At 72.5% G+C, this 25,977-nt stretch carries 23 protein-coding genes; 12 read left to right on the top strand and 11 right to left on the bottom strand.

What is annotated here, in order from left to right; translation table 11 throughout:
- The coding region (locus tag ABZ840_RS28130) for a homocysteine S-methyltransferase family protein (RefSeq protein ID WP_361563592.1) at positions 1-1,505 on the bottom strand (1,505 nt) is incomplete at its 3' end.
- Between the two features lie 295 nt (positions 1,506-1,800).
- On the opposite strand from ABZ840_RS28130, the gene ABZ840_RS28125 reads away from it, so the two are divergent.
- The 7 genes from ABZ840_RS28125 (at position 1,801) to ABZ840_RS28095 (ending at position 11,318) form a co-directional block, all read left to right on the top strand.
- Positions 1,801-2,565: an IclR family transcriptional regulator gene (locus ABZ840_RS28125; protein WP_361563589.1), complete on the top strand. Its 765-nt coding sequence runs from the start codon at positions 1,801-1,803 to the stop codon at positions 2,563-2,565.
- A 237-nt stretch (positions 2,566-2,802) separates the two neighbouring features.
- Positions 2,803-3,591, top strand: coding sequence for an MIP/aquaporin family protein (locus tag ABZ840_RS28120; RefSeq protein ID WP_361563587.1), 789 nt, complete (start codon positions 2,803-2,805; stop codon positions 3,589-3,591).
- Positions 3,592-3,658: 67 nt separating this feature from the next.
- Entirely contained in the window at positions 3,659-5,185 is a 1,527-nt protein-coding gene (gene glpK, locus ABZ840_RS28115) for a glycerol kinase GlpK (RefSeq protein ID WP_361563584.1), read from the top strand.
- 4 nt (positions 5,186-5,189) lie between these two features.
- Positions 5,190-6,803: a glycerol-3-phosphate dehydrogenase/oxidase gene (locus tag ABZ840_RS28110; RefSeq protein WP_361563581.1), complete on the top strand. Its 1,614-nt coding sequence runs from the start codon at positions 5,190-5,192 to the stop codon at positions 6,801-6,803.
- 164 nt (positions 6,804-6,967) lie between these two features.
- The gene (locus ABZ840_RS28105; protein WP_361563578.1) at positions 6,968-7,639 is read left to right on the top strand and encodes an FCD domain-containing protein; all 672 of its coding nucleotides are present in this window, start codon (positions 6,968-6,970) and stop codon (positions 7,637-7,639) included.
- A gap of 355 nt (positions 7,640-7,994) precedes the next feature.
- The gene (locus ABZ840_RS28100) at positions 7,995-9,200 is read left to right on the top strand and encodes a PAC2 family protein (RefSeq protein ID WP_361563575.1); all 1,206 of its coding nucleotides are present in this window, start codon (positions 7,995-7,997) and stop codon (positions 9,198-9,200) included.
- A gap of 372 nt (positions 9,201-9,572) precedes the next feature.
- The gene (locus ABZ840_RS28095; protein ID WP_361563572.1) at positions 9,573-11,318 is read left to right on the top strand and encodes a S8 family peptidase; all 1,746 of its coding nucleotides are present in this window, start codon (positions 9,573-9,575) and stop codon (positions 11,316-11,318) included.
- Here the strand turns inward: ABZ840_RS28095 and ABZ840_RS28090 are convergent.
- The gene (locus tag ABZ840_RS28090) at positions 11,308-11,787 is read right to left on the bottom strand and encodes a hypothetical protein (protein ID WP_361563570.1); all 480 of its coding nucleotides are present in this window, start codon (positions 11,785-11,787) and stop codon (positions 11,308-11,310) included. The two genes, ABZ840_RS28095 and ABZ840_RS28090, sit on opposite strands and share 11 nt — an antisense overlap.
- A gap of 39 nt (positions 11,788-11,826) precedes the next feature.
- On the opposite strand from ABZ840_RS28090, the gene ABZ840_RS28085 reads away from it, so the two are divergent.
- On the top strand, positions 11,827-11,958 hold the full coding sequence (locus ABZ840_RS28085; RefSeq protein ID WP_361563567.1) for a hypothetical protein: 132 nt from the start codon (positions 11,827-11,829) through the stop codon (positions 11,956-11,958).
- Between the two features lie 116 nt (positions 11,959-12,074).
- Here the strand turns inward: ABZ840_RS28085 and mshC are convergent, their stop codons facing one another.
- The 4 genes from mshC to ABZ840_RS28065 form a co-directional block, all read right to left on the bottom strand.
- Entirely contained in the window at positions 12,075-13,304 is a 1,230-nt protein-coding gene (gene mshC / locus ABZ840_RS28080) for a cysteine--1-D-myo-inosityl 2-amino-2-deoxy-alpha-D-glucopyranoside ligase (RefSeq protein ID WP_361563564.1), read from the bottom strand.
- A 110-nt stretch (positions 13,305-13,414) separates the two neighbouring features.
- On the bottom strand, positions 13,415-14,251 hold the full coding sequence (locus ABZ840_RS28075; RefSeq protein WP_361563561.1) for an SCO1664 family protein: 837 nt from the start codon (positions 14,249-14,251) through the stop codon (positions 13,415-13,417).
- Complete coding sequence (locus ABZ840_RS28070; RefSeq protein ID WP_361563559.1) at positions 14,215-14,805, bottom strand: DUF3090 domain-containing protein; 591 nt, start codon at positions 14,803-14,805, stop codon at positions 14,215-14,217. Before ABZ840_RS28070 ends, ABZ840_RS28075 begins: the two co-directional genes overlap by 37 nt.
- 103 nt (positions 14,806-14,908) lie before the next feature.
- Positions 14,909-15,607, bottom strand: a complete 699-nt coding sequence (locus ABZ840_RS28065; protein ID WP_361563556.1) for a histidine phosphatase family protein — start codon at positions 15,605-15,607, stop codon at positions 14,909-14,911.
- Positions 15,608-15,690: 83 nt separating this feature from the next.
- Here ABZ840_RS28065 and corA point away from each other — a divergent pair, with 83 nt between their 5' ends.
- Complete coding sequence (gene corA, locus ABZ840_RS28060; protein ID WP_361563553.1) at positions 15,691-16,701, top strand: magnesium/cobalt transporter CorA; 1,011 nt, start codon at positions 15,691-15,693, stop codon at positions 16,699-16,701.
- Positions 16,702-16,749: 48 nt separating this feature from the next.
- Here corA and ABZ840_RS28055 read toward each other — a convergent pair whose 3' ends face one another.
- Both ABZ840_RS28055 and ABZ840_RS28050 read right to left on the bottom strand, forming a co-directional pair.
- Positions 16,750-17,538 carry a ferritin-like domain-containing protein gene (locus ABZ840_RS28055; protein WP_361563550.1) on the bottom strand — a complete coding sequence of 263 codons (789 nt, stop codon included), beginning with the start codon at positions 17,536-17,538 and terminating at the stop codon, positions 16,750-16,752.
- 310 nt (positions 17,539-17,848) lie between these two features.
- The gene (locus tag ABZ840_RS28050; RefSeq protein ID WP_361563620.1) at positions 17,849-18,904 is read right to left on the bottom strand and encodes an LLM class F420-dependent oxidoreductase; all 1,056 of its coding nucleotides are present in this window, start codon (positions 18,902-18,904) and stop codon (positions 17,849-17,851) included.
- A gap of 263 nt (positions 18,905-19,167) precedes the next feature.
- Here ABZ840_RS28050 and ABZ840_RS28045 point away from each other — a divergent pair, with 263 nt between their 5' ends.
- Both ABZ840_RS28045 and ABZ840_RS28040 read left to right on the top strand, forming a co-directional pair.
- Positions 19,168-20,151 carry an aldo/keto reductase gene (locus ABZ840_RS28045; protein WP_361563547.1) on the top strand — a complete coding sequence of 328 codons (984 nt, stop codon included), beginning with the start codon at positions 19,168-19,170 and terminating at the stop codon, positions 20,149-20,151.
- A 632-nt stretch (positions 20,152-20,783) separates the two neighbouring features.
- Positions 20,784-23,135: a helix-hairpin-helix domain-containing protein gene (locus ABZ840_RS28040; protein WP_361563544.1), complete on the top strand. Its 2,352-nt coding sequence runs from the start codon at positions 20,784-20,786 to the stop codon at positions 23,133-23,135.
- Positions 23,136-23,211: 76 nt separating this feature from the next.
- On the opposite strand, the gene ABZ840_RS28035 is transcribed toward ABZ840_RS28040, so the two are convergent.
- Positions 23,212-24,048 carry a hypothetical protein gene (locus ABZ840_RS28035; RefSeq protein ID WP_361563541.1) on the bottom strand — a complete coding sequence of 279 codons (837 nt, stop codon included), beginning with the start codon at positions 24,046-24,048 and terminating at the stop codon, positions 23,212-23,214.
- A 47-nt stretch (positions 24,049-24,095) separates the two neighbouring features.
- Between ABZ840_RS28035 and ABZ840_RS28030 the strand changes: the two genes are divergently transcribed.
- Positions 24,096-24,284: a DUF5703 family protein gene (locus ABZ840_RS28030; RefSeq protein ID WP_030252120.1), complete on the top strand. Its 189-nt coding sequence runs from the start codon at positions 24,096-24,098 to the stop codon at positions 24,282-24,284.
- A 318-nt stretch (positions 24,285-24,602) separates the two neighbouring features.
- On the opposite strand, the gene ABZ840_RS28025 is transcribed toward ABZ840_RS28030, so the two are convergent.
- Both ABZ840_RS28025 and chpH read right to left on the bottom strand, forming a co-directional pair.
- A complete protein-coding gene (locus tag ABZ840_RS28025; RefSeq protein ID WP_361563537.1) occupies positions 24,603-25,460 on the bottom strand; it encodes a chaplin in 858 nt (285 codons plus the stop codon).
- A 172-nt stretch (positions 25,461-25,632) separates the two neighbouring features.
- Complete coding sequence (chpH, locus tag ABZ840_RS28020) at positions 25,633-25,866, bottom strand: chaplin ChpH (protein WP_052867476.1); 234 nt, start codon at positions 25,864-25,866, stop codon at positions 25,633-25,635.
- Positions 25,867-25,977: the final 111 nt, after the last annotated feature.

Genomic DNA, 25,977 nt, shown 5'->3' with positions numbered 1-25,977 from the left:
GTGGTGAGGTCCTCGATGATCCGTTCGGCGATGGCGACCTTGTGCTCGGGAGTACGGGCCTGGCCCTCCTCGTCGATGGTCAGCGCGATCAGCGCAGCGCCGTGCTCCCGGGCCAGCGCGGTGACCTTCGCGAAGCGGGACTCCGGGCCGTCGCCGTCCTCGTAGTTGACGGAGTTGATCACCGCGCGGCCGCCGAGCTTCTCCAGGCCCGCCTGGATGACCGGGACCTCGGTGGAGTCCAGCACGATGGGAAGGGTGGAGGCGGTGGCGAAGCGGCCGGCCAGTTCGGTCATGTCCGCCACGCCGTCCCGGCCGACGTAGTCCACGCACAGGTCCAGCATGTGCGCGCCCTCGCGGATCTGGTCCCGGGCCATCTCCACACAGTCGTCCCAGCGGCCCTCCAGCATCGCCTCGCGGAACTTCTTCGAACCGTTGGCGTTGGTCCGCTCGCCGATCGCCAGGTACGAGGTGTCCTGCCGGAACGGGACGGTCTGGTACAGCGAGGCGGCGCCGGGCTCGGGGTGCGGGCGGCGCTCGGTCGGGGCGGTGCCGCGGACCCGCTCCACGACCTGGCGCAGGTGCTCGGGGGTGGTGCCGCAGCAGCCGCCGACCAGGGACAGGCCGTACTCGGCGACGAAGGTCTCCTGGGCGTCGGCCAGCTCACCCGCCGTCAGGGGGTAGTGCGCGCCGTCCTTGCCCAGGACCGGCAGGCCCGCGTTGGGCATGCAGGAGATCGGGACGCGCGAGTGGCGGGCCAGGTAGCGCAGGTGCTCGCTCATCTCGGCCGGACCGGTCGCGCAGTTCAGGCCGATCATGTCGATGCCCAGCGGCTCCAGCGCCGTCAGCGCCGCACCGATCTCCGACCCCAGCAGCATCGTCCCGGTGGTCTCCACCGTCACGGAGCAGATGATCGGCAGGTGGGTACCGGTGGCCTCCAGGGCGCGGCGGGCGCCGAGGACGGCGGCCTTGGTCTGCAGCAGGTCCTGGGTGGTCTCCACCAGCAGCGCGTCCGCGCCGCCGGCGATCATGCCCTCGGCGTTCTGCTGGTAGGCGTCCCGCAGGGTGGTGTAGGGGGCGTGGCCGAGGGTGGGCAGCTTGGTGCCGGGGCCCATGGAGCCCAGCACCCAGCGCTGCTGCCCGGTGGAGGCGGTGAACTCGTCGGCCACCTCGCGGGCGATGCGCGCGCCGGACTCGGACAGCTCGAAGACCCGCTCGGGGATGTCGTACTCCGCCAGCGCCGCGTGGTTCGCGCCGAAGGTGTTGGTCTCCACGCAGTCGACGCCGACGGCGAAGTACTCCTCGTGGACCGAACGCACGATGTCGGGTCGGGTGAGGTTGAGGATCTCGTTGCAGCCCTCGAGCTGCTGGAAATCGTCCAGGCTGGGGTCCTGGGCCTGGAGCATGGTGCCCATGGCTCCGTCGGCGACCACGACGCGCGAGGCGAGGGCCTCGCGGAAGGCTTCGATGCGGGCTGAGGGTGTGGTCGTAGGCGTGTGCGAGGCCATGGAGATGCTCCCGTGGTTGCGACGGCTGTCGGCTTTGCGCCTTCCGGTACGAGGGCGCACCGGGCCAGCCTAGCTGGCGGGCACCTTTCGGTGGCGGGCGTCCCACGGCGTGGGACGGCGGGGCACTCGTACGGCAGGGGTGGCCGCGGCACGCGGCTGACCTGCGCGGGGTGGGGCGGTGGGCGTGGCGTCCGCCGGGCCATGATCATGGTCCGGTGCGCGACCCACTCCCCTGGGGTCGGCATCGACCGATATCGTTTGGCATTGTCGAACCGCTCTTCCCGGAGGTAGCTCCATGGCACGGACCATTCAGTCGCTGGAGCGCGCCGCGGCCATGCTGCGGCTGCTGGCCGGCGGCGAACGGCGCCTCGGGCTCTCCGACATCGCCTCCGCGCTGGACCTGGCCAAGGGCACGGCCCACGGGATCCTGCGCACCCTCCAGCAGGAGGGCTTCGTGGAGCAGGACGCGGCGTCGGGCCGGTACCAGCTGGGCGCCGAGCTGCTGCGGCTGGGCAACAGCTACCTCGACGTGCACGAGCTGCGGGCCCGCGCCCTCGTCTGGACCGACGACCTGGCCCGCTCCAGCGGCGAGAGCGTCTATCTGGGCGTGCTGCACCAGCAGGGCGTGCTGATCGTGCACCACGTCTTCCGGCCGGACGACAGCCGCCAGGTGCTGGAGGTGGGCGCCATGCAGCCGCTGCACAGCACCGCGCTGGGCAAGGTCCTCTCCGCGTACGACCCGGTGGCGCACAGCGAGGCGGTGGAGGCGCCGCGGGAAGCGTTCACCGCGCACACGCTCACCGATCTGGAGGACTTCGAGGGCGTGCTGGATCTCACCCGCGCCCGGGGCTGGGCGGCGGACGTGGAGGAGACCTGGGAGGGCGTGGCGGCGGTGGCCGCGCCCATCCACGACCGGCGTCGGATGCCGGTGGGCGCGGTGGGGATCTCCGGCGCCGTGGAGCGGGTGCGGCGGGAAGGGGAGCTGCGGCCGGAGATCATCGCGGCCGTGCGGGACTGTGCGCGTGCCGTGTCCAGGGATCTGGGCGCACAGCGCTTCTAACCGGTTTGTCCGGTATTTCGGCTTAGGTTTTCCCTCACAGAACCCTTGACGGGCTACTGGCCGTAAACAAAACTGCCGTTCGTCGGTCGGCATTGTCGAACGCAATACGACGATTGTCGTATGGTGGTCAGTGCCGGATCGCCGACCAACGCCCTCACCGAGGGCTCGGACCACCGGAGGGACCCGGGGTACGGCGCATCTCGGTGTCCATCTGGACGAAGGACAAAGGAGTCGCGGGTGTCCAGCTCCGACATCTTCATCAGCGAAACCATCGGTACCGCTGTGCTGATCCTGCTGGGCGGTGGCGTGTGCGCCGCCGTCACTTTCAAGCGCTCGAAGGCCCATGAGGCCGGCTGGGTGGCCATCTCGCTCGGCTGGGGATTCGCCGTCCTCACCGGCGCGTACATCGCCGCCAAGTCCGGCGCGCACCTGAACCCCGCCGTCACGGTCGGCCTGGCCATCCAGGGCGGCATCGAGTGGAGCCAGGTACCGGTGTACTTCGCCGGCGAGCTGCTCGGCGCGATGATCGGCGCGGTCTGCGTGTGGCTCTCGTACTACGGGCAGTTCAAGGCCCACCTCACGGACCCCGAGGTCATCAACCCGCCGCGGGGTGACGAGGGTCTCGTCGACCAGGCCCAGGCCCCCAAGGCCGGCCCGGTGCTCGGCGTCTTCTCCACCGGCCCGGAGATCCGCAACGCGTGGCAGAACCTGGTCACCGAGATCATCGCCACCATCGTGCTCGTGCTGGCGATCCTGACCCTCGGCCTGAGCGACGACGGCAAGGGCGTCGGCCCGCTCGGCAGCATGATCGTCGCGTTCGTGGTCGTCGGCATCGGCCTCTCGCTGGGCGGCCCGACCGGTTACGCCATCAACCCGGTCCGTGACCTCGGTCCGCGCATCGTGCACGCGCTGCTGCCGCTGCCGAACAAGGGCGGCTCCGACTGGGGCTACGCCTGGATCCCGGTGGCCGGTCCGCTGATCGGCGGCGCCCTCGCGGGTGGCATCTACCAGCTCGCGTTCGCCTGAGCCGCCGCAGCAGAAGCCGTACGAGACAAGAGCCGCACTCCCCACAGCACCTCCTGGAGCACACACCATGAGCGACACCCACACCACCGGCCCGTTCATCGCGGCCATCGACCAGGGCACGACCTCCAGCCGCTGCATCGTCTTCGACCGCGACGGCCGCATCGTCTCGGTCGACCAGAAGGAACACGAGCAGATCTTCCCCAAGCCCGGCTGGGTCGAACACGACGCCACCGAGATCTGGGAGAACGTCCAGCAGGTCGTGGCCGGCGCCATCGACAAGGCGGGCATCACCTCCGCCGACGTCAAGGCCATCGGCATCACCAATCAGCGCGAGACCACGCTGATGTGGGACAAGAACACCGGTGAGCCGGTCCACAACGCCATCGTCTGGCAGGACACCCGCACCGACGCGCTCTGCAAGGAGCTGGGCCGCAACGTCGGCCAGGACCGCTTCCGCCGCGAGACCGGCCTCCCCCTCGCCTCGTACTTCGCCGGACCGAAGATCCGCTGGCTGCTGGACAACGTCGAGGGCCTGCGCGAGCGCGCCGAGCGCGGCGACATCCTCTTCGGCACCATGGACTCCTGGGTCATCTGGAACCTCACCGGCGGCGTCAACGGCGGCAAGCACGTCACCGACGTCACCAACGCCTCCCGCACCCTGCTGATGAACCTGCGCACCCTCCAGTGGGAGCCCAAGATCCTCAGCTCCATCGGCATCCCCGCCGAGGTGCTGCCGGAGATCAAGTCCTCCGCCGAGGTGTACGGCGAGACCGCCTCCGGCGTGCTGGCCGGTGTCCCGGTCGCCTCCGCGCTCGGCGACCAGCAGGCGGCCCTGTTCGGCCAGACCTGCTTCGCCAGCGGCGAGGCCAAGTCCACGTACGGCACCGGCACCTTCATGCTGATGAACACCGGTGGCGAGCCCGTCAACTCCTACAACGGCCTGCTGACCACCGTCGGCTACCGCATCGGCAACGAGCCCCCGGTCTACGCCCTGGAAGGCTCCATCGCCGTCACCGGCTCGCTGGTGCAGTGGATGCGCGACCAGATGGGCCTCATCAACTCCGCCGCCGAGATCGAGACCCTGGCCTCCACGGTCGAGGACAACGGCGGCGCCTACTTCGTACCGGCCTTCTCCGGCCTGTTCGCCCCGTACTGGCGTTCCGACGCGCGCGGCGTGATCGCGGGCCTGACCCGGTACGTCACCAAGGCGCACATCGCGCGCGCCGTCCTCGAGGCCACCGCCTGGCAGACCCGCGAGATCACCGACGCCATGACGAAGGACTCCGGCGTCGAGCTGACCTCGCTGAAGGTCGACGGCGGCATGACCTCCAACAACCTGCTGATGCAGACGATCTCGGACTTCCTGGACGCTCCCGTGGTGCGTCCGATGGTCGCCGAGACCACCTGCCTCGGCGCTGCCTACGCGGCCGGCCTGGCCGTGGGCTTCTGGTCCGGCACCGACGAGCTGCGCGCCAACTGGCGGCGGGCCGCCGAATGGACCCCCCGCATGGAAGCGGCCACCCGTGACCGCGAGTACAAGAGCTGGCTCAAGGCCGTCGAGCGGACCATGGGCTGGATCGAGGACGAGGAGTAATCACATGAGCACCCTGCAGAGCGTCCCGGCACTCGGGACGCACCCGGCCGACGGTTCGCTCCCGAGCCGCGCCGAGACCCGGGAGCGGCTCGACAAGGCGACGTACGACCTCCTGGTGATCGGCGGCGGCATCCTGGGCATCTCCACCGCCTGGCACGCCGCGCAGTCCGGACTGCGGGTGGCCCTGGTGGACGCCGGCGACTTCGCCGGCGCCACCTCCTCCGCCTCCTCCAAGCTGCTCCACGGCGGCCTGCGCTACCTGCAGACCGGCGCGGTGAAGCTGGTGGCGGAGAACCACTTCGAGCGCCGCGCCGTCTCCCGTCAGGTCGCCCCGCACCTGTCGAACCCGCTGACCTTCTACCTGCCGGTCTACAAGGGCGGCCCGCACGGCGCGGCCAAGCTCGGCGCGGGCGTCTTCGCCTACTCCGCGCTCTCCGCGTTCGGCGACGGCGTCGGCCACGTCATCAGCCCGGCCAAGGCCCAGCGCGACGTGCCGGAGCTGCGTACGGAGAACCTCAAGGCCGTGGCCGTGTACGGCGACGACCAGATGAACGACTCCCGGATGGCCCTGATGACGGTCCGCGCGGCCGCCGCGGCCGGCGCGACCGTGCTGAACCACGCCGAGGTCACCGGGCTGCGCTTCACCCAGGGCCGGGTCACCGGCGCCGACCTGAAGGACCGCACCGACGGCACCGAGTTCGGCGTCAACGCCCGCCTGGTGCTGAACGCCACCGGGCCGTGGGTCGACCACCTGCGCAAGATGGAGAACCCGGGCGCGGCCCCCTCCATCCGCCTCTCCAAGGGCGCGCACCTGGTCCTCAAGCGCACCTCCCCCTGGAACGCGGCGCTGGCCACCCCGATCGACAAGTACCGCATCACCTTCGCGCTGCCGTGGGAGGACCAGCTGCTGCTGGGCACCACCGACGAGGAGTACGAGGGCGACCCGGCCGACGTCGCGGTCACCGAGAAGGACATCAAGCAGATCCTGGACGAGGCCGCGTTCTCCGTCCGCGACCAGCAGCTGGACCGCGACCTCATCAACTACTCCTTCGCGGGCCTGCGGGTGCTGCCCGGCGGCCCCGGCGACACCTCCAAGGCCAAGCGCGAGACGGTCGTCACCGAAGGTGCCGGCGGCATGCTCTCGGTGGCCGGCGGCAAGTGGACGACGTTCCGGCACATCGGACGTACGGTCATGAGCAAGCTCGCCGCGCTGCCCGGCCACCCGCTCGGCGAGAACATGGAGCCCGTCTCCGAGCTGCCGAAGAAGCTGCCGCTGCCCGGCATCGCCAACCCGCAGGCGGTCGCGCACCGGCTGCTGGTCGACGGCGGCACCCCCGGCCCGCGGATGTCCGCCGACACCGCCCGCCACCTCGCCACCCACTACGGCTCGCTGTCCTTCGACATCGCGCGCCTGGCGAACGAGGACCCGGCGCTGGCCGAGCGGATCCACCCCGACGCGCCCGAGATCTGGGCGCAGGTCGTGTACGCCCGGGACCACGAGTGGGCCGAGACCGCGGACGACGTGCTGCGCCGCCGTACGACGCTGACGATCCGGGGCCTGGCCACGGACGAGGTCCGCGCGAAGGTGACGGACGTGCTGGCGGCCCGCAAGAGCTGAGGCACCGCCCGGCGGTGGCGGTCCGCCGGCGAGGACGGGGCGGGATTCCGGGTACCGGGGTCCCGCCCCGACGCGTTCCCGTGGGCATAATGGCCTCCCATCAGACATCCGATGTCTGACGGCAGTTTTCGGGCTTTCAGGCGTTCCGAGCGGGGAGGTCGGCCATGGCGGTCACGGACGAGGCCATCGAGAAGATCAAGGGCATGATCGTCTCCGGCGCGCTGCGCCCCGGCGACCGGCTGCCCAAGGAGAGCGAACTCGCCGCCGAACTGGGCCTGTCCCGCAATTCCCTGCGCGAGGCCGTCCGCGCCCTGGCGCTGATCCGCATCCTGGACGTCCGCCAGGGCGACGGCACGTACGTCACGAGCCTGGATCCCCAGCTGCTGCTGGAGGCCATGAGCTTCGTCGTGGACTTCCACCGCGACGACACCGTCCTGGAGTTCCTCGCCGTCCGCCGCATCCTGGAGCCCGCCGCCACCGCGATGGCCACGGCCCGGATCACGCCCGAGCAATTGGACGCGCTGGACGCACAGCTGGACGCGCTCGGCACGGCACCACCGGTGGAGGACCTGGTCGCCTGTGATCTGGAGTTCCACCGCAGCATCGTGGCCGCCTCGGGCAACTCGGTGCTCTGCTCACTGCTGGACGGCCTCTCCGGGCCCACCACGCGCGCCCGTATCTGGCGCGGGCTGACCCAGAAGGACGCGGTGACCCGCACCCTCACCGAGCACCGGGCCATCGTCGGCGCGCTGCGGGCCCGCGACGCGGAGGCCGCCCGCGCCTGGGCCACCGTGCACATCGCCAGCGTGGAGCAGTGGCTGCGGGCGTCACTGTGACGGGCGCTCGCGGGTGAGGCCGGCGGGCCGTTCCGGCAGCGGTCGGCGAGCCGTGAGAACCGGCCGTCGTGCCGGGCGGCCCGTGACTGCCGGCGGGCCCGCGCGGCGGCCTGAGCCCGGCGGTGGCACGGAGGGACATCCGATCTGTGCCGCGCTCCGATGTATGGCCTCGGCGCCCCGTCATCGCCGGTCAAACGGCTGATGGTTGACAGGAACAGATCGGATGAATGAGCACTCGTTAGTGCAGAGGGGCTGCGTTCGGGTACCACGGACGCCGTAGGCTGGGGGCGCACGGAACGGGAACAGCAACCGGTGGCCGCCGAAGAAGGGCCCACCGGCCGGAAGGAGGCGTTGGGTGATCGAGCTGGAGGGGGTGCCCGAGCTGATCGATCCGGTCATGGTGGCCGCGTTCGAAGGCTGGAACGACGCCGGCGACGCCGCCTCCGCCGCGGTCGCGCACCTGGACCGGGAGTGGAAGGGCGAGGTCTTCGCCGCGCTGGACGCCGAGGACTACTACGACTTCCAGGTCAACCGCCCCACCGTCTTCATGGAGGACGGCGTACGCAAGATCACGTGGCCGACGACCCGGCTCTCCGTGGTCCGGGTGGGCGGCGACAAGCCGCGCGACCTGGTACTGGTGCGCGGCATCGAGCCGAGCATGCGCTGGCGGTCCTTCTGCAACGAGATCCTGGGCTTCGCGCACGAGCTGGGCGTGGAGATGCTCGTCGTGCTGGGCGCGCTGCTCGGCGACACCCCGCACACCCGCCCGGTCCCCGTCAGCGGCGTCACCTCCGACCCCGACCTGGCGCGCACGATGGACCTGGAGGAGAGCAAGTACGAGGGCCCGACGGGCATCGTCGGCATCCTCCAGGAGGCCTGCACGCACGCCGGGGTGCCCGCGGTGAGCCTCTGGGCCGCCGTGCCGCACTACGTCTCGCAGCCGCCCAACCCCAAGGCGACGCTGGCCCTGCTGAACCGCCTGGAGGACCTGCTGGACCTGCGCATCCCGCTGGGCGAGCTGAGCGAGGACGCGCGGGCGTGGCAGCTGGGCGTGGACCAGCTCGCGGCCGAGGACAGCGAGGTCGCCGAGTACGTCCAGTCGCTGGAGGAGGCCCGGGACACCGCCGAGCTGCCGGAGGCGTCGGGCGAGGCCATCGCGCGCGAATTCGAGCGCTATCTGCGGCGGCGGGACCCGCAGGCCGGGCCCGGCCTGGCCACCGACGGCGGGCTCGCCGACGGCCGCGACGGCTCCTACCTGCGCGACTCGCCCAGCGGACGGACCCGGCCGCCCAGGCCGCCGAAGCCGGACGGCGGTCAGGGCCCGGCCCGTGCGGAGGACGGTTCCGCGAAGCAGCAGGGCAGGCCGGAGCACGAGCAGGGCGAGGAGCGGGACGCCGGCCCGGAGGCCGCCGAAGCCTCCGAGGACGCGGACACGAAGAGCTCCGGGGGCACGCCCCCGAAGGGGCCCGGGGGTACGGACACGAAGGGTTCCGGGGGCGCGGACCCGGCGGCGCCGGCGGATCCGCCGGACTCCGCGGATCCCGATACCTCGGAGGACTGACCGGAACGGAGCGGGGCGGTGCATTTGCACCGCCCCGCTTCGTCGTTCCCGCCCCCGAACAGGTGGTCAGCGGGCACTTGCGTCCCAGCGCCCCGCGTACGTCTCCGTAGTGTTTGACCGCTTGACGGGGTGTCATAGGTTTCCGGCCGATTTGCCCACGCTTCCCACTTCGGCCGGATCCCAAACACAGGGGCCCTCACCCGCTGGACGAAGGCGGACGGAGGTAGCAGGGTGACGCCCCGGAGCCCCGGCGACACAGCGCCGCAACATCCGGTACACACCGCCGTTGCACGTAGCGGCGTGTACCGGGTGCGCAGCCGACGAGCGGCAGGGCAGGGCACGGAGCAGCACCCGAAGGGAGCGGTCCCAGCGATGACCGATCAGGCACCTCCCGGTACGGGCCCCGGTATGGCGGGCCCCGGACCCGACGGAGCGGGATTCACCTACCAAGGAGCCGAACCGGAGCTGATCGTCGTCGCGCGGGCCGAGCCCCGGCTCCGCGCCGGCGCGGGCGGCGTACGGTCGGCCTCGGGCGCGGACATCTCCGCGCTGGAGATGTTCCTCAGTGACCAGCAGCTCACCTTCGAGCCGCTGTTCGGCAACGAGGACCGGATCCGGGCGGCCATGCCCCAGGAGCCCGCGGCGGGCACCGGTACGCTCCCGGACCTCACCCTCTTCTACCGGGTGCGGGGCGGCGAGAACCGGGCCGTGGAACTGACCGCCCGGCTCTCCGCCCTCCCGGAGATCGAGACGGCGTACCTCAAGCCGGGTGCCGTGCCCGCCTCTTCGGCCGCCCGCGACCCCGAGGAGGGCCAGGGGCGCAAGGAGGGTGCGCCGGCGACGCCCGACTTCACGGGCCGTCAGGGCCATCTCGGCGCGGCGCCCGAGGGCGTCAACGCCGTGTGGGCCTGGCAGCGGCAGGGCGGCGACGGCGAGGGCGTCACCATCATCGACGTCGAGGGCGCCTGGCAGCTGGGCCACGAGGACCTGTCCGAGCGGCTCGCCGGCGTCGTGGTCGGCACGCCGTACCAGGACCTGGCCTGGCGCAACCACGGTACGGCCGTCCTCGGTGTCATCGGGGGCGACCGCAACGACAAGGGTGTGGTGGGCATCGCGCCCGGCGCGGTGACCGCCGCCGCCTCGATCCAGGGCATCGGTTCGGCGGCCGCGATCCACGCGGCGGCCGAGCGGCTCTCCCGCGGGGACATCCTGCTGGTCGAACTGCACCGGCCGGGCCCCCGGTTCGACTACGAGCACCGCGACGACCAGCGCGGCTACATCGCGCTGGAGTGGTGGCCGGACGACTTCGCCGCGATCCGCTGGGCGACGGCGAAGGGCGTCGTCGTGGTGGAGGCCGCCGGCAACGGCGCGGAGAGCCTGGACGACGCGCTCTACGAGCGCCGCCCCGACCGCTTCCCGGAGTGGTGGCGCAACCCCTTCAACCCCTCCAACCAGGCGTCCGGCGCGATCTTCGTCGGGGCCGGCGCCCCGCCGCCCGGCACCCACGGCCGCGATCACGGCCCGGACCGGTCCCGGCTGGGGTTCTCCAACTACGGCAACCGGCTGGACGCCCAGGGCTGGGGCCGCGAGGTCACCACGACCGGCGGCTTCTGGGACCGGCCCGGCGACCTCCAGGGCGGCACCGAGGAGATCGCCTGGTACACCGACAGCTTCTCGGGCACCTCATCGGCATCCCCCGTCGTGGTCGGCGCAGTGGCGTCGCTCCAGGGCATGCTCAAGGCCGCGGGCCTGGAGCCGATGGGTCCCGAGCAGGCACGTGACGTGCTGCGGAACACCGGGTCCCCGCAGCAGGACGCGCCGGGCCGGCCGGCCTCCCAGAGGATCGGCAACCGGCCCGACATCAGGGCGGCGGTAACGCACCTGGTGCCCACCTCGGTCGGCTCCGGCCAGGCCGAGCGGTACTGGGACGAGTTGCTCCCGTACCCCCGAGAACTCCCCCCGCGGCTCCGGCTTTTCGTGGCCGGCGCCTGGCGGAACCTGAACCGGCCGGCGCCCGAGGTGCGCCAGGCGGTGCACTCCGCCTTCGCGGGGGGACGGCCCGACGTACGTGTGTGGTACTCCGACGACGAGGTCGTGGGTCTGGTCATCACAGGCTGACGAGCTGGTCGTCACCGGCTGAAGCACACCAACAAGTCAGGGAAAGGTAGCAATGACCACTCAGATGAACCCGCTCGCGCAGCTCGGTCAGCTCGGCCAGCAGCAGCCCAGCACCTCCCCGTTCGGTCAGCAGGGCATGGGCCAGCAGTACGGCCAGCAGCAGCCCTATGGCCAGCAGCAGCCGTTCGGCCAGCAGCAGCAGCCGTTCGGGCAGATGCAGCCCCAGCAGCAGGGCGGGATGCTGGAGCAGCTCCAGCAGCTCGGCCAGCAGCAGCCCTTCCAGGGCCTGCTGCAGCAGTTCGGGCAGCAGATGGGCCAGTCGCAGCAGCAGGAGCACCAGGTCCTGCAGCACCTCCAGCAGGTCACGCAGCAGGCTGTGCAGCAGGTCGTGCAGCAGGTCCAGCAGCAGCAGCTGCGGGCCGGCCAGGCGAACGGCTTCGTCGCCGTTCCGCAGCCGATCCCGGGTCACCCCCGCGCGATCTTCCTGCGCATCGAGAACGAGATCCGCGTGCTGAACAACCCCAACGACACCACCTTCGACCAGGTCTCCGAGGCCTTCCGCAGCGGTTTCCAGGTCATCGGTGTCTGGGAGCAGCAGACCCCGCACATCCTGCGCAGCATCCAGATCCGCAAGTTCTGACCGGCGGACCGGGCGCACACCGGGTCACCGGCTGACCGGTGACCCGGGTACCGGAAAACCAGCGGGGCGCTTCCTCCTCGGAGGAAGCGCCCCGTTACGTCTGCCGGGTCAGCGGGTCACAGCGCCACACCGAGCAGCGCGTCCACGGCCCGGGACACCAGGCCCGGCGCGCCCTCGTCGGTGCCGCCCTCCGCCTGCTGCCGCTCGGCCCAGCGGTCGACGGCGGCGAGTGCGGCCGGCGAGTCCAGGTCGTCGGCGAGCGCCTCGCGCACCTCCTCGACGAGCGCCTCGGCGGACGGGCCGTCGGGCCGGGAGACCGCGGCGCGCCAGCGGGCGAGCCGGTCCACGGCGTCCTGCAGGACCTGGTCGGTCCACTCCCAGTCGGCACGGTAGTGGTGGGCCAGCAGGGCGAGCCGGATCGCGGCCGGGTCGGTGCCGTCCTGCCGCACCTTGGAGACGAAGACGAGGTTGCCCTTGGACTTGGACATCTTCTCGCCGTCCAGCGCGACCATCCCGGCGTGCACGTACGCCTTGGCGAAGGGGTGCTCGCCGGTCAGCGCCTGGGCGTGCGAGGCGCCCATCTCGTGGTGCGGGAAGGCGAGGTCGGACCCGCCGCCCTGCACGTCGAAGCCCATGCCCAGGTGGTCCAGGGCGATGGCGACGCACTCGATGTGCCAGCCGGGGCGGCCCCGGCCGAGCGAACCGCCGTCCCAGCTGGGCTCGCCGTCGCGGGCGGCCATCCACAGCATCGGGTCGAGCGGGTTCTTCTTGCCCTGGCGCTCCGGGTCGCCGCCGCGCTCGGCGGACAGCAGCCGCATCGCCTCGGCGTCGAGGTTCGAGACCTCGCCGAAGTGCGGGTCGGACTCGACGGAGAAGTAGACGTCGCCGTCCAGGTCGTACGCGGCGCCCGCGTCACGGAGGCGCTCCACCAGCGGCACGATGCCCGGTATGGCCTCGACGGCGCCGATGTAGTCCTTCGGGGGGAGCATCCGCAGGGCGGTCATGTCCTCGCGGAAGAGGGCGGTCTCACGCTCGGCGAGCGCGGTCCAGTCGTCGCCGGTGGCCACGGCCCGCTCCAGGAGCGGATCGTCGACGTCGGTGACGTTCTGCACGTAGTGGACCTGCCGCTTCGTGTCGAGCCACACGCGCTGAACGAGGTCGAACGCGTTGTAGGTCGCCGCGTGCCCCATGTGGGTCGCGTCGTACGGCGTGATGCCGCAGACATAGAGACGGGCGACGGGACCGGGGGCGAGTGTTACCCGTCCGCCGGTCGCGGTGTCGTGGATCCTCAGGTCGCGGCCCTGGCCGGGCAGGGCGGGGACCTCAGAAGCGGGCCATGCATGCATGACATGAGCGTAACCGGACGCAGCTTCCGGATACGAACCGGAGTGTGGGTCTTGGCCTGATAGGCGCTCTTGCGCCTTCGGCCAGGCTGTGCGTCACCGGGCCGAACTGGTCACACCGGGGGCCAGGGAATCGCGGGCCACTCGCCGCCGGGCTGCGGATGGACACCGGAATTCAGCATTCCGGCGATCCGCTCGCGCAGTGCGGCGATCTCGTCGGCGGTGAGACATTCGGCCAGTCGGGCGGCGAGCAGCTCCCCGTCCGCTGTCTCCGCGGCCAGCCGCTCCAGCACCGCGACGGCCTCCTCGGTCAGCGGTTCGCCGGCCCATCCCCACAGGAGGGTGCGCAGCCGGTCCTCCACGTGGAAGGTCACACCGTGGTCGATGGCGAGGACCCGGCCGTCCGCGGTGGGCAGCAGGTGGCCGCCCTTGCGGTCCCCGTTGTTGATCACCGCGTCCAGGACGGCGAGCCGGCGCAGCCGCGGATCGTCGGCGTGCACGAGGAGGGCGGTACGGCCCTCACCGACCTGCGCGAAGCCGACGGCCTTCCAGCCGGGCTCGGGCTCCTCGGTCTCGACCAGCGCCAGCAGCTCGGGGCTGTCGCCCTCGTCGGAGGGGTCCACCCACTCCTGGACCATGCCCTGCCCGTACGGGCCGTCGCGCAGCACCGTGGGCGGGATGAGCTCCCAGCCCGTGGCGCGGGAGATCTCGTACGCGGCGACCTCGCGCTGGGCGAGCGTGCCGTCGGGGAAGTCCCACAGCGGGCGTTCCCCGGCGACCGGCTTGTACACGCAGTGGCCGGTCCGGTCCCGGTACGTGACGGAGCAGTACAGGACGGCGTTGGACGCCTCACGGACCCGGCCGAGGACGGTGAGCTCGCCGTGCTCGAGGTGCTTCTCGAGCTCGGCGGGCGTCAGGCGTCCCGCCGGTATCCGTTCTGGCGCGGACATACGTGTCCCTCCGGGTCGAGCGGCAGGCTGCACAGCGGGCACGGCGGGCGGCCGGCGTTCACGACCTCCAGGGCCCGCTTGGCGAAGGCGCGGGCCATGGTGCCGGTGAGCCGGACGCGGAGCATCGGGGGGCCGTTCTCGTCGTCCTGGAGCAACCGCTCCTCGGCCTCGGCGAGGTCCTCGTCGTTGTCGGCGTCCAGCTCCACCAGCGCCTGGGCCTCGACGATCATCCGCTCCTCGTCGCCGTCCCAGGCCAGGGCCATGGTGCCGACGCGGAACTCCTCCTCCACCGGGCTCTCCAGCGGCGCGGTGTCGGAGATCTCCGAGGGGGCGACGGCCGGCACCGGGGCATTGCCGCCGCTGCGGCGCACCACCTCGTCCAGCAGCTCGTCCATGCGCTCGGCGAGTGCGGCCACCTGGGTCTTCTCCAGGGCGACGCTGGTGGTGCGGCCGGCCGCTGTGGCCTGAAGGAAGAAGCTGCGGCGGCCAGGCAGCCCGACCGTGCCGGCCACGAAGCGGTCCGGCGCGTCGTAGAAGAACACCTGACGGGACAAGGTCCTGCTCCGATTGCTCGACTGCGGGGATCTGTGGTCACGGACAAGGATCACAGGTGGCGTGGCGGGCAGCGCCGTCGCACCACCCTACTGCGCCCGCTGATCACGATGCTCCCGCGCCACCGCCGATCGCCGCGTCGCGCTCCGCTGAGGCGCCGGAGCCGTCCTCCTTCGGGGCCAGCGAGCCGAGATCCCCGGTGTCGCCGAGCCGCACGAGATACGGGCGCAGCGGCGTGTAGCGGACGACCGTCACCGAGCAGGGCTCGACGGACACCCGCTGGAAGAGGTCCAGGTGCATGCCGAGGGCGTCGGCGACCAGCGACTTGATGATGTCCCCGTGCGAGCACATCAGGTAGACCGCTTCGGCGCCGTGCTCCTCCTCGATGCGCGCGTTCCAGGCCCGGACCGCGTCCACGGCGCGGTTCTGCATGGTGCGCATGGTCTCGCCGCCGGGGAAGCCGGCGGCGGAGGGGTGCTGCTGCACGGTGGTCATCAGCGGCTCGTCGGTGAGTTCGCCGAGCTTGCGCCCCGACCAGTCGCCGTAGTCGCACTCGTTGATGCCGTCCTCGATGTGCAGCGGGAGGTCCGGGCGCGCCGCCAGCAGCGGGGCCAGCGTCTCGCGGCAGCGCTGCAGGGGGCTGGCGACCGCGGCGGCCAGCGGCACGCCGGCCAGCCTGTCCGGCAGCGCGGCGGCCTGTGCGGCGCCCCGCTCGTCCAGGGCGACGCCGGGCGTGCGCCCCGCGAGGACGCCGGAGTTGTTGGCGGTGGAGCGGCCGTGCCGTACGAGGATCAGCGTGGGCATGGCGACCACCCTACGTGCCTGCCGCGAGCGGAGGACGTGCCGCCCGGGGGCCGATCTGGCAGGAGTGGACCGGGGCAGCGAGAATGCCCCATGTGATCGTGGATTGTGCCATCTACCGGAACGGCCGGCGGATCGAGAAGCCGGCGGGATACTCCACCGCGCTCGACGAAGCCCGCGCGGAGGGGCACTCCTTTCTGTGGCTCGGCATGCACGAGCCGAGCGAGGAGGAGTTCGAGCAGGTCAGCGAGGAGTTCGGGCTCCACCCGCTGGCCGTGGAGGACGCACTCAAGGCCCACCAGCGGCCGAAGCTGGAGGTGTACGACGACTCTCTGTTCATGGTGCTGAAGCCGATCGCCTACGACGACGAGGACAGCAGCATCAGCTCCGGCGAGCTGATGCTCTTCATCGGGGACTGCTTCGTGGTGACCGTGCGGCACGGCGAGGGCAGCCCACTGGCCGCCGTGCGCCGGCGCCTGGAACACGAGCCCGAGGTCCTCAAGCAGGGCCCGACGGCGGTCCTGTACGCGGTCAGCGACGCGGTGGTCGACCACTACATCGACGTGGCCGCGGAACTCCAGCTCGACCTGGACGAGTTGGAGGCCGACGTCTTCGCGCCGGTGGGCTCGGACGTCAAGAGCGGCGCGAGCAGCAAGAACACCGCGCAGACGATCTACGCGTTCAAGCGCGAGGTGCTGGAGTTCCGGCGGGCCACGGGGCCGCTGGCCGAGCCGATGTCGCGGCTGCAGAACCCGGGCGTACCGTTTGTGCACGACCAGGCGCGGCCGTTCTTCCGCGACGTGGACGACCACCTCACCCGGGCCAACGAGTCCGTGGAGGGCATGGACCGGCTGCTGTCGGACATCCTCTCCGCCCACCTGGCCCAGATGGGCGTGCGGCAGAACGACGACATGCGCAAGATCTCGGCCTGGGCGGCGCTGGCCGCCGTACCGACCATGATCGCGGGCATCTACGGCATGAACTTCACGCACATGCCCGAACTGGAGTGGACCTACGGCTATCCCGGGTGCCTGCTCGTCATGGCCGTACTGGAAGTGCTGCTCTACCGGATGTTCAAGCGGCGGGGGTGGCTGTAGGGCCATGGGGCGGCGGCTGCAGGGCCGTGCCCGGGGTGGCTGTGGCCGTCAGGCGAACTCCGGCGCCGCCGCGGCCGGGCCGCCCAGCGCGTCCCGCCGTTCGGGCATCCGCAGGGTGACCATCCGCCGCCACCCGAAGGCCCGCTCGTAGGCGTACACGGCGTGGATGCCGCCCGTGAGCACCGCCCGCTTCGCGCGGGGCCAGCGCAGGATGTGGCCCATCCGCTCCATCACCGCGAGGCTGACGTCGCGGTAGACGGCGATCTCGGCCTGCACGCTCTCGTGCAGCATCCGCCGGATCTCCTCCGCGTGCCCCTCGTCGGACAGCCGGAGCAGCTCCTCGTGGCAGTACGCGAGGTGGTTGTCCTCGTCCCTGGCGATCATCCGGACCGCCTTGCCGACCTCCGGGTGGTCACCGAAGTGCTTCACGAGCAGCGCCATCTGGGCGGCGGCCCGTTCCTCGGTGATCCGGCTGTGCGCCAGGTACGTGACGATGTCCGACTCCGTCAGCGGCTCGTCGCGCTGGAGCTTCTCGTGCGCGAGGCCGATGCCGCGCCGCTCCAGGAGCATGGTGTAGTCGGCGGCGGCCGGGACCGCGACGGCCTGGAGCCCGCGCCGCCGCAGCAGGGCGTTGAAGATCCGGCCGTGCTTCTCCTCGTCCGCGCCGTGCCGCGCGATCTTGCGGGCCATCGCCCGCTGGCTCTCCGGGACCAGCACGGCGATCCGCCCGTTCTCCCACCCGCCCTGGGTCTCGCCGCTCGCGGCGATGGAGCAGAACAGCCGGAAGGACTCGTCGTGGTCCAGGATTTCTTGGAAGAGACTTTTCGCCGTGAGCATCGACGGACCTCCATGACTCCACCTCGAACAGGACACCCGCAAAGGAAAAGTCAAGTGCGCCGCGGTGTCCGCGGCAACACGAAGCCCCTCGAACTCCCCCGAACGATGGACCGTGGGCACATATGCGGGGCGTAACCACCCCGGGCGTCGGCGCGTTGTGCTGTGTGACGGCCGTGGCGGGGAAGACCCCCGAGCCCCCACCACGGCCGCAGTCGTCCGGCCCTGGGGCCGTCCCCCCGCCCCCAGGGCCGTTCTCCTGCCCCGGGCCGCCCCTCGCCGTTCTCCTGGCGCCGAAGGCCCTGCCGGCGGCTCAGGCCAGGCCGGCCCGCTCCAGCGCCTCGGTGCCCGCCCGCAGCGCGGCGAGCCGCTCCTCCAGCGTGAAGCCCGCCGGGGACAGCGTCAGCGTCGTCACCCCGGCCGCCGCGTACGCCTGCATGCGGTCCGCGATCCGGTCCACCGAGCCGAGCAGGGTGGTGGAGTCGATCAGCTCGTGCGGCACGGCCGCCGCCGCCGCGTCCTTCTCGCGGGCCAGGTACTTGTCCTGGATCTCCGCGGCGGCCTGCTCGTAGCCCATCCGCTGCGCGAGCCGGTTGTAGAAGTTCTGCTTGCGGCTGCCCATGCCGCCCACGTAGAGCGCGGTGTACGGCCGGAACGCGTCGGCGAGCGTGGGCACGTCCTTGTCCTCGCCGACGGCGATCGGCAGCGTCGGGCAGACGTCGAAGCCCTCCATGGTCAGCCCGGCCTTCTCCCGGCCCGCACGCAGCGGCGCGATCGCCGTGTCCTGGAGGTGCTCGGCGGCCGGGAAGATCAGCAGCGCGCCGTCGGCGATCTCACCCGTCTGCTCCAGGTTCTTCGGCCCGATCGCCGCGATGTAGAGCGGGATGCGCTCGCGCTCGGGGTGCACCGTGAGCTTGATCGGCTTGCCGGGGCCGTCCGGCAGCGGCAGCGTCCAGTGCTCGCCCTCGTAGGACAGCCGCTCGCGCGACATCGCCTTCCGTACGATCTCCACGTACTCCCGGGTGCGCGCCAGCGGCTTGTCGAACTTGACGCCGTACCAGCCCTCGGAGACCTGCGGCCCCGACACGCCGAGCCCGAGCCGGAAGCGGCCGCCGGAGAGGGAGTCCAGGGTGGCGGCGGTCATCGCCGTCATGGCGGGCGCGCGGGCCGGGATCTGGAAGATCGCCGAGCCGACGTCGATCCGCTCGGTCTGCGCGGCCACCCAGGACAGCACGGTCGGCCCGTCGGAGCCGTACGCCTCCGCCGCCCAGCAGACCGAGTACCCGAGCCGGTCGGCCTCCTGCGCCACGGCGAGGTTGTCCCCGTCCATGCCGGCACCCCAGTAACCGAGGTTGATCCCGAGCTTCATGCGGCTCCCCTCACTCATCGATGACGATCATCCGCCGTCATATGCGATGTCCGGTGCCCGGCGCTACGGGTAGCACCGGATCCATCGGATTACTCATCAGTAATGATGCTGTCCGGGGACTGTAACGCGGGGCCGGGACGGGGCGTAAGACCTGCCGGAGACGTGCCGTGGCGGACCCCGTGCCGGGCGTTGTCCACAGGCCGCCGCACGGCGTTGTCCACAGGTCCCCGCGAGCCCGGGACAGGCCAGTAACCTCAGGGCCCATGGAGCAAAGGCACCTCGGCCGCACCGGCCTGCGCGTGTCCCGTCTCGGCCTGGGCACGCTGACCTGGGCGCGCGACACGGACGACCGCGACGCCGCCGACCAGCTCAAGACGTTCTGGGAGGCGGGCGGCACCCTCGTCGACACCGCCGACGTCTATGCCGACGGCGGCGCCGAGTACCTCCTGGGCCGGATCATGGAGAGCCTGATCCCCCGCGGCGACCTCGTCGTCGCGACCAAGGCCGGCAGCGTGCTGGAGGCGGACCGCCGGGTCGACGGCTCCCGGCGCCATCTCCTCGCGGCGCTCGACGACTCCCTGCAGCGCCTCGGCACCGACTACGTCGACCTCTGGCAGGTCCACGCCTTCGACCCGTACACCCCCATGGAGGAGACCCTCCAAGCCCTGGACACGGCCGTGACCAGCGGCCGCGCCCGCTATGTCGGCGTCACGAACTTCTCCGGCTGGCAGCTCGCCAAGGCCGCCACCTGGCAGCTGGCGGCGCCGGCCGTACGCACCCGGCTGGCGAGCGCGCAGATGGAGTACTCCCTCCTGCAGCGCGGCATCGAGCGCGAGGTGGTGCCCGCCGCGCTCGACCTCGGCCTGGGCCTGCTGCCCGCCTCCCCGCTCGGCCGCGGCGTCCTCACGGGCAAGTACCGGCAGGCCACGCCGCCCGATTCGCGCGGCGCCTCCGAGCACCTCGCGCCCTTCGTCGCGCCGTACCTCGACGACACGGCCGGCCGGATCGTCGACGCGGTCGCCACGGCGGCGGACGGCCTCGCCGTCACCCCGCTCCAAGTCGCCCTGTGCTGGCTCCGCGACCGTCCCGGCGTCACCGCCCCGCTCCTCGGCGCACGCACCGCGCAGCAGCTCAGGGCGGCTTTGTCAGTGGAGACCCTTAGTCTTCCTGACGAGATCCGGCATGCACTGGACGACGTCTCCGCGCCTGTGCACCGCTACCCCGACCACGACTGGAGCACCCTGTGAACACCGACCAGCCCACCGGCGCCCCCGCCCCTGCCGAGGCCCCGGACCCGCCGGCCCCGGCGGGCGCCGACGGCTCGGGCGACGCGACCACGACGGGCCCGAGCGGCCCGGCGGAAGCCGATGGCGCGAACGGTGCTGCGGGTGGCCCGGGGGGCGCTGACGGCACGTCGGGCGCTGCGGGCGGCTCGGCGGGTGCGGAGGGCACGTCGGGCGCTGCGGGCGGCTCGGCGGGTGCGGTCCGGGAAGGCGATGGCGCGGGTGGCGCCGCGGGTGCGGGTGGCTCGGCGGGCGCTGCGGGTGCCGGCGCGGGTGGCAGCAAGGCGTCCGCGGCCGCGCTGGCCGCCGCGGTGCGGGCGGTCGAGAGCGGCGAACGGTCGGCAGCCTCGTTCTTCAACGAAGCCCCGCGCGGACCGGCTCCGTCCGCCCCGGGCGCGCAGCGGTCGCCGGGGGCGCAGCGGTCGCCTGGGACTCCCGCGCCCGGGGCCCCGGGCGCGGGGCCGGCGGGCCGTTCGGGCGGACCGAATACCGCAGACGGCGGACCGAATGCCGCAGACGGTCGGGGCGGCCCTGGCGGCCAGGGGGGTCCGGCGGCTGGCCCCGGCTCCCGCGCGCATGGACCGGCAGGTCCGGCGGTGGGCTCTGGTGGTGCTGGTGGCTATGGGCCCGGCGGACAGGGGGCCGGTGCGCAGGGCGCTCCGTACCCTTCCGGGTACGCGTCGGGACCGGCTGCGGGCCCGGGAGCAGATGGCCCGGGAGCGGGCGGCCCCGGCGTTGGAGGACCTGCGGGCGGCGGCCCGGCGGGCGGCGCGAACGGTCCCGGCGGAGCGTACGGGCCCGGTGGCAGCCCGCAAGGGGCGCGGCCTGACGGACCTCAGGGGGCCGGTGCGTACGGGGATGCGGCGCACCAGGCGCCGAGTGGGCCCGTCGCGCCCGGGATCGCCGGGGCGCGGCACGTCCTCACGGCCGGTGGCGCGCCCGAGACCCTCGCGGAGCAGGCCGTACGCGCGCTCGGCGAGCAGGCCGGTGAGACGCTGCGCGAGGACCCCTGGCGGCTCCTCTCCGTCGCCGGCGTACGGCCCGAACAGGCCGACACCTTCGCCCGCACCCTGCTCGGCCCCGAGTGCGGCCCCGGCGACGAACGCCGTGCCCAGGCCCTGATCGGCTGGCTCCTGGAGCAGGCCGCGCTGGCGGGCCACTCCGCCCTGGAGGCGAGCGCTCTGCGCTCCGCGCTGGCCGCCCGCTCCGTTCCGGACCCGGACGAGGCCCTGCAGACCGCGATCGCCGAGGGCGAAGTGCTGGTGTTCCAGGACGCCCTGGACGACCCGTCCGCGCCGCCGCGCCCGGCGGACGCGGAGGACGACGAGGAACAGCCCGTCCGGCTGCTCTTCGGCCTCGACCGCTTCGCCATGGCCGAGGAGAGCGTCGCGGACGGCCTCTCCCGCCTGCTCAACACCTTCGAACCGCTCCCGGAAACGGACGAGGAAGCCGCCGCCGACGCGGCCGGGACGCCCGCGGAAGAGGACACACAGTCCCCCGAAGCCGCCACGAACACGTCAGCCGACACGGGCACCTCGGCCGGTACGAACGCGGAAGCCAGCACCGCAGAACAGACCGGTACCGACGCGGAAGCCGGTGCCGAAGCGCAGGCCGGTGCCGACGAACCGGCCGGTGCCGAGCCCGCCAACGAAGTCCCCCCGCGTCCCGTCCGGGTGTCGGCCGCCCGTTGGGAGGCCGTCGCGGCGGCCGCGCCGTCGTCCTCCGCCGGAACGCTGATCCGGGCCGCGGCGCAGAGCGGCCTGGTCGCGCACACCGGCGGCGAGGCCGCACGCGCCGAACCCGCCGCGCTGATCGCCGCGGCCCGCGCACTCGGCCTGCGGGCCGCCGGCGCCGCCCACACGGCGGACGGCCGCCGCCGGCTCGCCGACCTCGTCACCGAGGCCACCGCGCACTACGAGGCCGCCGACCTCCCCGCGTCCGCCTCCACGGCGCCGGCCGGCGCGTCGGCAGAGTCCTCCCCCGCCGTCACTCTCGGCGGGCTGCTCGCGGGCCGCGAAGGCCCCGGCCGGGACGCGGACGGCTCGCTCGCCCTGGACCTGCTCGTCGTCCTGGACGCTCCGCAGCTGGACCTGGAGACCGCCGCGCTGCTCATTGAGTCGCTGGCCGACGGCGCCCGCCTCGTCCTCAGCGGCGACCCCGGCGTGCTCTGGTCCGCCGGCCCCGGCCGGCTCTTCGCCGACGTGCTCGCCGCCCGCTGCTGCCCGCAGATCGCCTCCCGTACGCCCGACTTCGGCCCCATCGGCGAGCTGGTCTCGGGCATCGGCATCGGCGAACTGGCGCAGGTCGAGGCGCCGGAGAAGGAGGTCGTGATCGTCCCGGTGCGGGACCCCGGCGAGGCGGTGCACCGTACGGTCCAGCTGGTCGCCGACTCCGTACCGCGCGCGATCGGCGTGCCGACGGCGGAGACCCAGGTCATCACCGTGGGGCACGGCGGAGCGGCCGGCACCCGCGCGCTCAACGCCGCGCTCAAGGAGCGTCTCAACCCCGGCCCGGGCAAGTTCGGCGGCTTCGACCCCGGCGACCGGGTGGCGTACAGCCCGGCCCCCGGCCGTACGGTGCCGGGCCAGGTCATCGGTGCGGACGCGGACGGGCTGCGGCTGGAATGCGGCGGCGCGCCCGTCGTCGTCCCCCGCGACCAGGTGGCGAGCGGCGCGCTGCGCCACGGCTGGGCGCTCACCGCGCACCAGGCGGTGGGGATGCGCTGGCCGGCGGCCGTGGTGGTGGTGCCGGGCGACGCGGCCCCGGGGCTGACCCGCTCGTGGGTCTACACCGCCTTCGGGCGCGGCGAGCGGCACCTGTCCGTGGTCCAGGGCGCGGACCAGGCGCTGCCCCGCGCGGTGGCCGAGATCCCCGCCAAGGAACGCACGACCCGCCTGCGTACGCTGCTCCAGCTCCAGCAGACCCAGTGGGAAGAGCCCCCGGCCTGACGCCGAGGACAGATGACACGGGGCCCGCCCGCACCACAGCGGACGGGCCCCAGCGCCTCAGCTCTGTCGCGGCGCCTCAGCGTTCCCGGTCGGCCGCCTCGGCCGCCTCGATCGCCTCCACTCCCGGTCCGCTGCCGCGGGCTCCGGAGGCCGGGCGATTGCGGGGGCGGGCGGGGCCCTCGGCGGGATCGGGGTCCAGGAGGTCGTTGTCGGGGTCGTCGGACGCGTGCGCTGCGTGGTCGTCCTCGTCGTCGAAGTCCAGCTCCTCGTCGAAGACGGAGCTGACGTCGAAGCGACAGACGACGCGCTGCGGATCGGCCTGGTCGAAGGGGGCGGCCAGCCACTCGCCCGGCTCCGGCGGCTCCTCCGCCGCCGCGACCCAGAGCGTGGAGTCGCCCTCCTCCAGGCCGAACTCCTTGTGCCGGGAGGCGATCTCGTCCGGCTCGTACTCCCCGAAGAGCACGCCGAGCGCCGCGTGCACACTGCTGCCGACGACGGCGGACGCGGCGTTCCCGCCGGGCTTCGCCGGGCTCTGCGCGGCGCCCGGCTCCGTGGCCGACCCGGGGTCGAGGTCGGCGATGCGCTGCGCCTGCGACAGCAGCCGCTGCGGCTCCACGACGGTGTAGTCCCGGCGGATCAGCACGCTGAGCGCGCTCGGCTCCTCGGGCCCCGCGTACGCGGGCAGCCCGTCGCTGCCGGGGATCTCGAACGGCGTGACCTCGTCGTAGGTGTCGTAGAGCAGCTCGTCGTACGCCTCGGCCGCCGCGGCCAGTTGATCGAACGCGGCGTAGACGGCGGCATCGTCCTCACCCGAGCGGCGTTCGACCGCGTCGAGGTGACGGTCCAGCGCGGCTTTGACCGCCTCGGCGGCGGCACGTACCTCGGCAGCGGAGGGCTGCGCAGCATCAGACATAGTGCAGACGCTATCCGTACCCGGGCCGGTCCCGCACAATAGATGCGATGCCGGAATATGAATTCTGCGATGTGTATGTGCCGCGGGGCGTCTCCCGCAAGGCCGCCACACGCCTGCTGACCGACCACGCCGAGTACGGACACTGGGAGTTGGACCGCCTCCGCCTGAACCCGGACGGCAGCCGCAAGGTGCGGCTGCGCCGCCGGATCATCCGCCAGATTCGCGCGACCTGGTGACACGGGCCCGTGAGGGGTCCGTGCCACGCTCCGTTCGCCACGCCGGTCGAGAGCCGAAAGCTGCCCCGCCCCGGATTTCCGGAGGCGGGGCATCACCCGAGGGTGCGGATATTTCTCCCGGTTTGTTCCACTTCGAGAAGTAGCGCGACGGGAATTCGGTCCGTCTGCCGCCTCACCGAAAAAGGCCAGTTCCGTACGCGCGGCGGCCGATAATCGCCCCTGCGCGGCCCCTCGGCGGCCTCACCGGCATTCCCGCCGGCCCGGCATCCCCGCAGCACAACGGGACCGGAAGCGGCAGCCCCTTCTTCCGGCCGCCCGCTAGCCGCGTACCCCGCTCGCCGTACGAGCCTTGCGGTACAGGATCACGCCCGCACCGAGCAGTGCCGCACCGGCCGGAAGCAGTGCGCCGACCGGGCCCGGGCCCGTCTCCGCCAACTGCTGGCCCCCGGCCGGCCGGGAATCGGCGGCGGGCGTGGTGACGATCTCGTGGTGCGAGTGCGGCGGCGTCTGCGGGTGCATGTCCCCGCCCTCGTCACCGCCGCCCGGGTGCGACGGCTGCTCCGGGTTCTCGGGGTGGTCCGGGTTGTTCGGGTTCCCGGGGTTGTCAGGCTGACCCGGGTTGTCCGGCTGACCGGGGTTGTCCGGCTCCCCCGGGTGGTCCGGCTCCTGCGGGGGCGGCCCGTCGTCGCCCGGGGGCTGGGACGGGCCCGGCTCGTCCGGGTTGCCCGGCGGCTCGGTGGAGCCGTCGCTGCCGCAGTCCTGACCGGTGGCGCGGTTGAGTCCGCCGATGACGTTGACGCTGTTGCCGCAGATGTTGACCGGGACGTTCACGGACACCTGCACGTTGTTGCCCGAGCCGACGCCCGGGGAGTCGTGCGTGCCCCCCTGGGCCCCGGCGGAGGGGCCCGAGCCGTGGCCGTGCTGCCCGCCGCCCGAGGCGTTCCCGCAGCTGTTGCCCGCCGCCGGGTTGAGCAGGCCGACCACGTTCACGGTGTTGCCGCAGACGTTGACCGGTACGTCCACGGGGACCTGCACCGAATTCCCCGACAGCACCCCCGGCGAATGAGCGGCCGAGCCGCTCGTGCCCGAATCGGCGTGCGCGTAGCCACCCGAAACGGCGAGTACGCCGCCCGCGGCCACGACAGTGATCAGGCTCTTTCTCGCGACCTTACGCATAGGTCGTCCCTTCCCCATTTCGCTTTTCGAAGGGCGGACGGAGCGTGGGTTTCCGTCCCCCCGGGGCGGACGGTCGTGGGTGTCCGCCCGCCGAAAGCCGGTCGGCCCCGGAGCGCATGGCATGCGCCGCGGAGCCGACCGGATCACTCCCCCCTGGGGGTGATGCCCAACGTCACTTGTTGACGCAGGTGTTGCCGAAGGCGGGGTTCAGCAGCCCGATCACGGAGATCGTGTTGCCGCAGGCGTTCACCGGCACGTGAACCGGAACCTGAACGACGTTGCCGGAAAGGACACCCGGCGAGTGGACGGCAGCACCCTGCGCGCCCGAGTCGGCAACGGCCAGACCCGCACCGGCGAGCACGAGACCACCAGCAGCAGCCGCAGCAGCGACGACCTTCTTGATCATTGTTCCTCCTTGTAGGCAATGCGACCGCAAACTTCGGGCCGCATTTCCTGTAACGAGGAAGGCGTAATGAAGCTACGAGCCTATGGTTGCATTCACTCTTTTCAGTTAAGT

Origin of the sequence: Streptomyces sp. NPDC047117, from assembly GCF_040643545.1 — a bacterium.
Taxonomy (GTDB): domain Bacteria; phylum Actinomycetota; class Actinomycetes; order Streptomycetales; family Streptomycetaceae; genus Streptomyces.
Note: the sequence above shows the minus strand (reverse complement) of the source record. Positions and strands in the feature narration are given on the sequence as shown.

What these genes read in the sequence shown, in the direction of transcription:
- ABZ840_RS28125 (WP_361563589.1), top strand. Translation starts at nt 1,801, where the DNA reads ATGGCACGGACCATTCAGTCGCTGGAGCGCGCCGCGGCCATGCTGCGG.
- ABZ840_RS28035 (WP_361563541.1), bottom strand. Translation starts at nt 24,048, where the DNA reads ATGTCTGATGCTGCGCAGCCCTCCGCTGCCGAGGTACGTGCCGCCGCC.
- ABZ840_RS28095 (WP_361563572.1), top strand. Translation starts at nt 9,573, where the DNA reads ATGACCGATCAGGCACCTCCCGGTACGGGCCCCGGTATGGCGGGCCCC.
- chpH (WP_052867476.1), bottom strand. Translation starts at nt 25,866, where the DNA reads ATGATCAAGAAGGTCGTCGCTGCTGCGGCTGCTGCTGGTGGTCTCGTG.
- ABZ840_RS28105 (WP_361563578.1), top strand. Translation starts at nt 6,968, where the DNA reads ATGGCGGTCACGGACGAGGCCATCGAGAAGATCAAGGGCATGATCGTC.
- ABZ840_RS28065 (WP_361563556.1), bottom strand. Translation starts at nt 15,607, where the DNA reads ATGCCCACGCTGATCCTCGTACGGCACGGCCGCTCCACCGCCAACAAC.
- ABZ840_RS28055 (WP_361563550.1), bottom strand. Translation starts at nt 17,538, where the DNA reads ATGCTCACGGCGAAAAGTCTCTTCCAAGAAATCCTGGACCACGACGAG.
- corA (WP_361563553.1), top strand. Translation starts at nt 15,691, where the DNA reads ATGCCCCATGTGATCGTGGATTGTGCCATCTACCGGAACGGCCGGCGG.
- glpK (WP_361563584.1), top strand. Translation starts at nt 3,659, where the DNA reads ATGAGCGACACCCACACCACCGGCCCGTTCATCGCGGCCATCGACCAG.
- ABZ840_RS28045 (WP_361563547.1), top strand. Translation starts at nt 19,168, where the DNA reads ATGGAGCAAAGGCACCTCGGCCGCACCGGCCTGCGCGTGTCCCGTCTC.
- ABZ840_RS28030 (WP_030252120.1), top strand. Translation starts at nt 24,096, where the DNA reads ATGCCGGAATATGAATTCTGCGATGTGTATGTGCCGCGGGGCGTCTCC.
- mshC (WP_361563564.1), bottom strand. Translation starts at nt 13,304, where the DNA reads ATGCATGCATGGCCCGCTTCTGAGGTCCCCGCCCTGCCCGGCCAGGGC.
- ABZ840_RS28025 (WP_361563537.1), bottom strand. Translation starts at nt 25,460, where the DNA reads ATGCGTAAGGTCGCGAGAAAGAGCCTGATCACTGTCGTGGCCGCGGGC.
- ABZ840_RS28110 (WP_361563581.1), top strand. Translation starts at nt 5,190, where the DNA reads ATGAGCACCCTGCAGAGCGTCCCGGCACTCGGGACGCACCCGGCCGAC.
- ABZ840_RS28050 (WP_361563620.1), bottom strand. Translation starts at nt 18,904, where the DNA reads ATGAAGCTCGGGATCAACCTCGGTTACTGGGGTGCCGGCATGGACGGG.
- ABZ840_RS28075 (WP_361563561.1), bottom strand. Translation starts at nt 14,251, where the DNA reads ATGTCCGCGCCAGAACGGATACCGGCGGGACGCCTGACGCCCGCCGAG.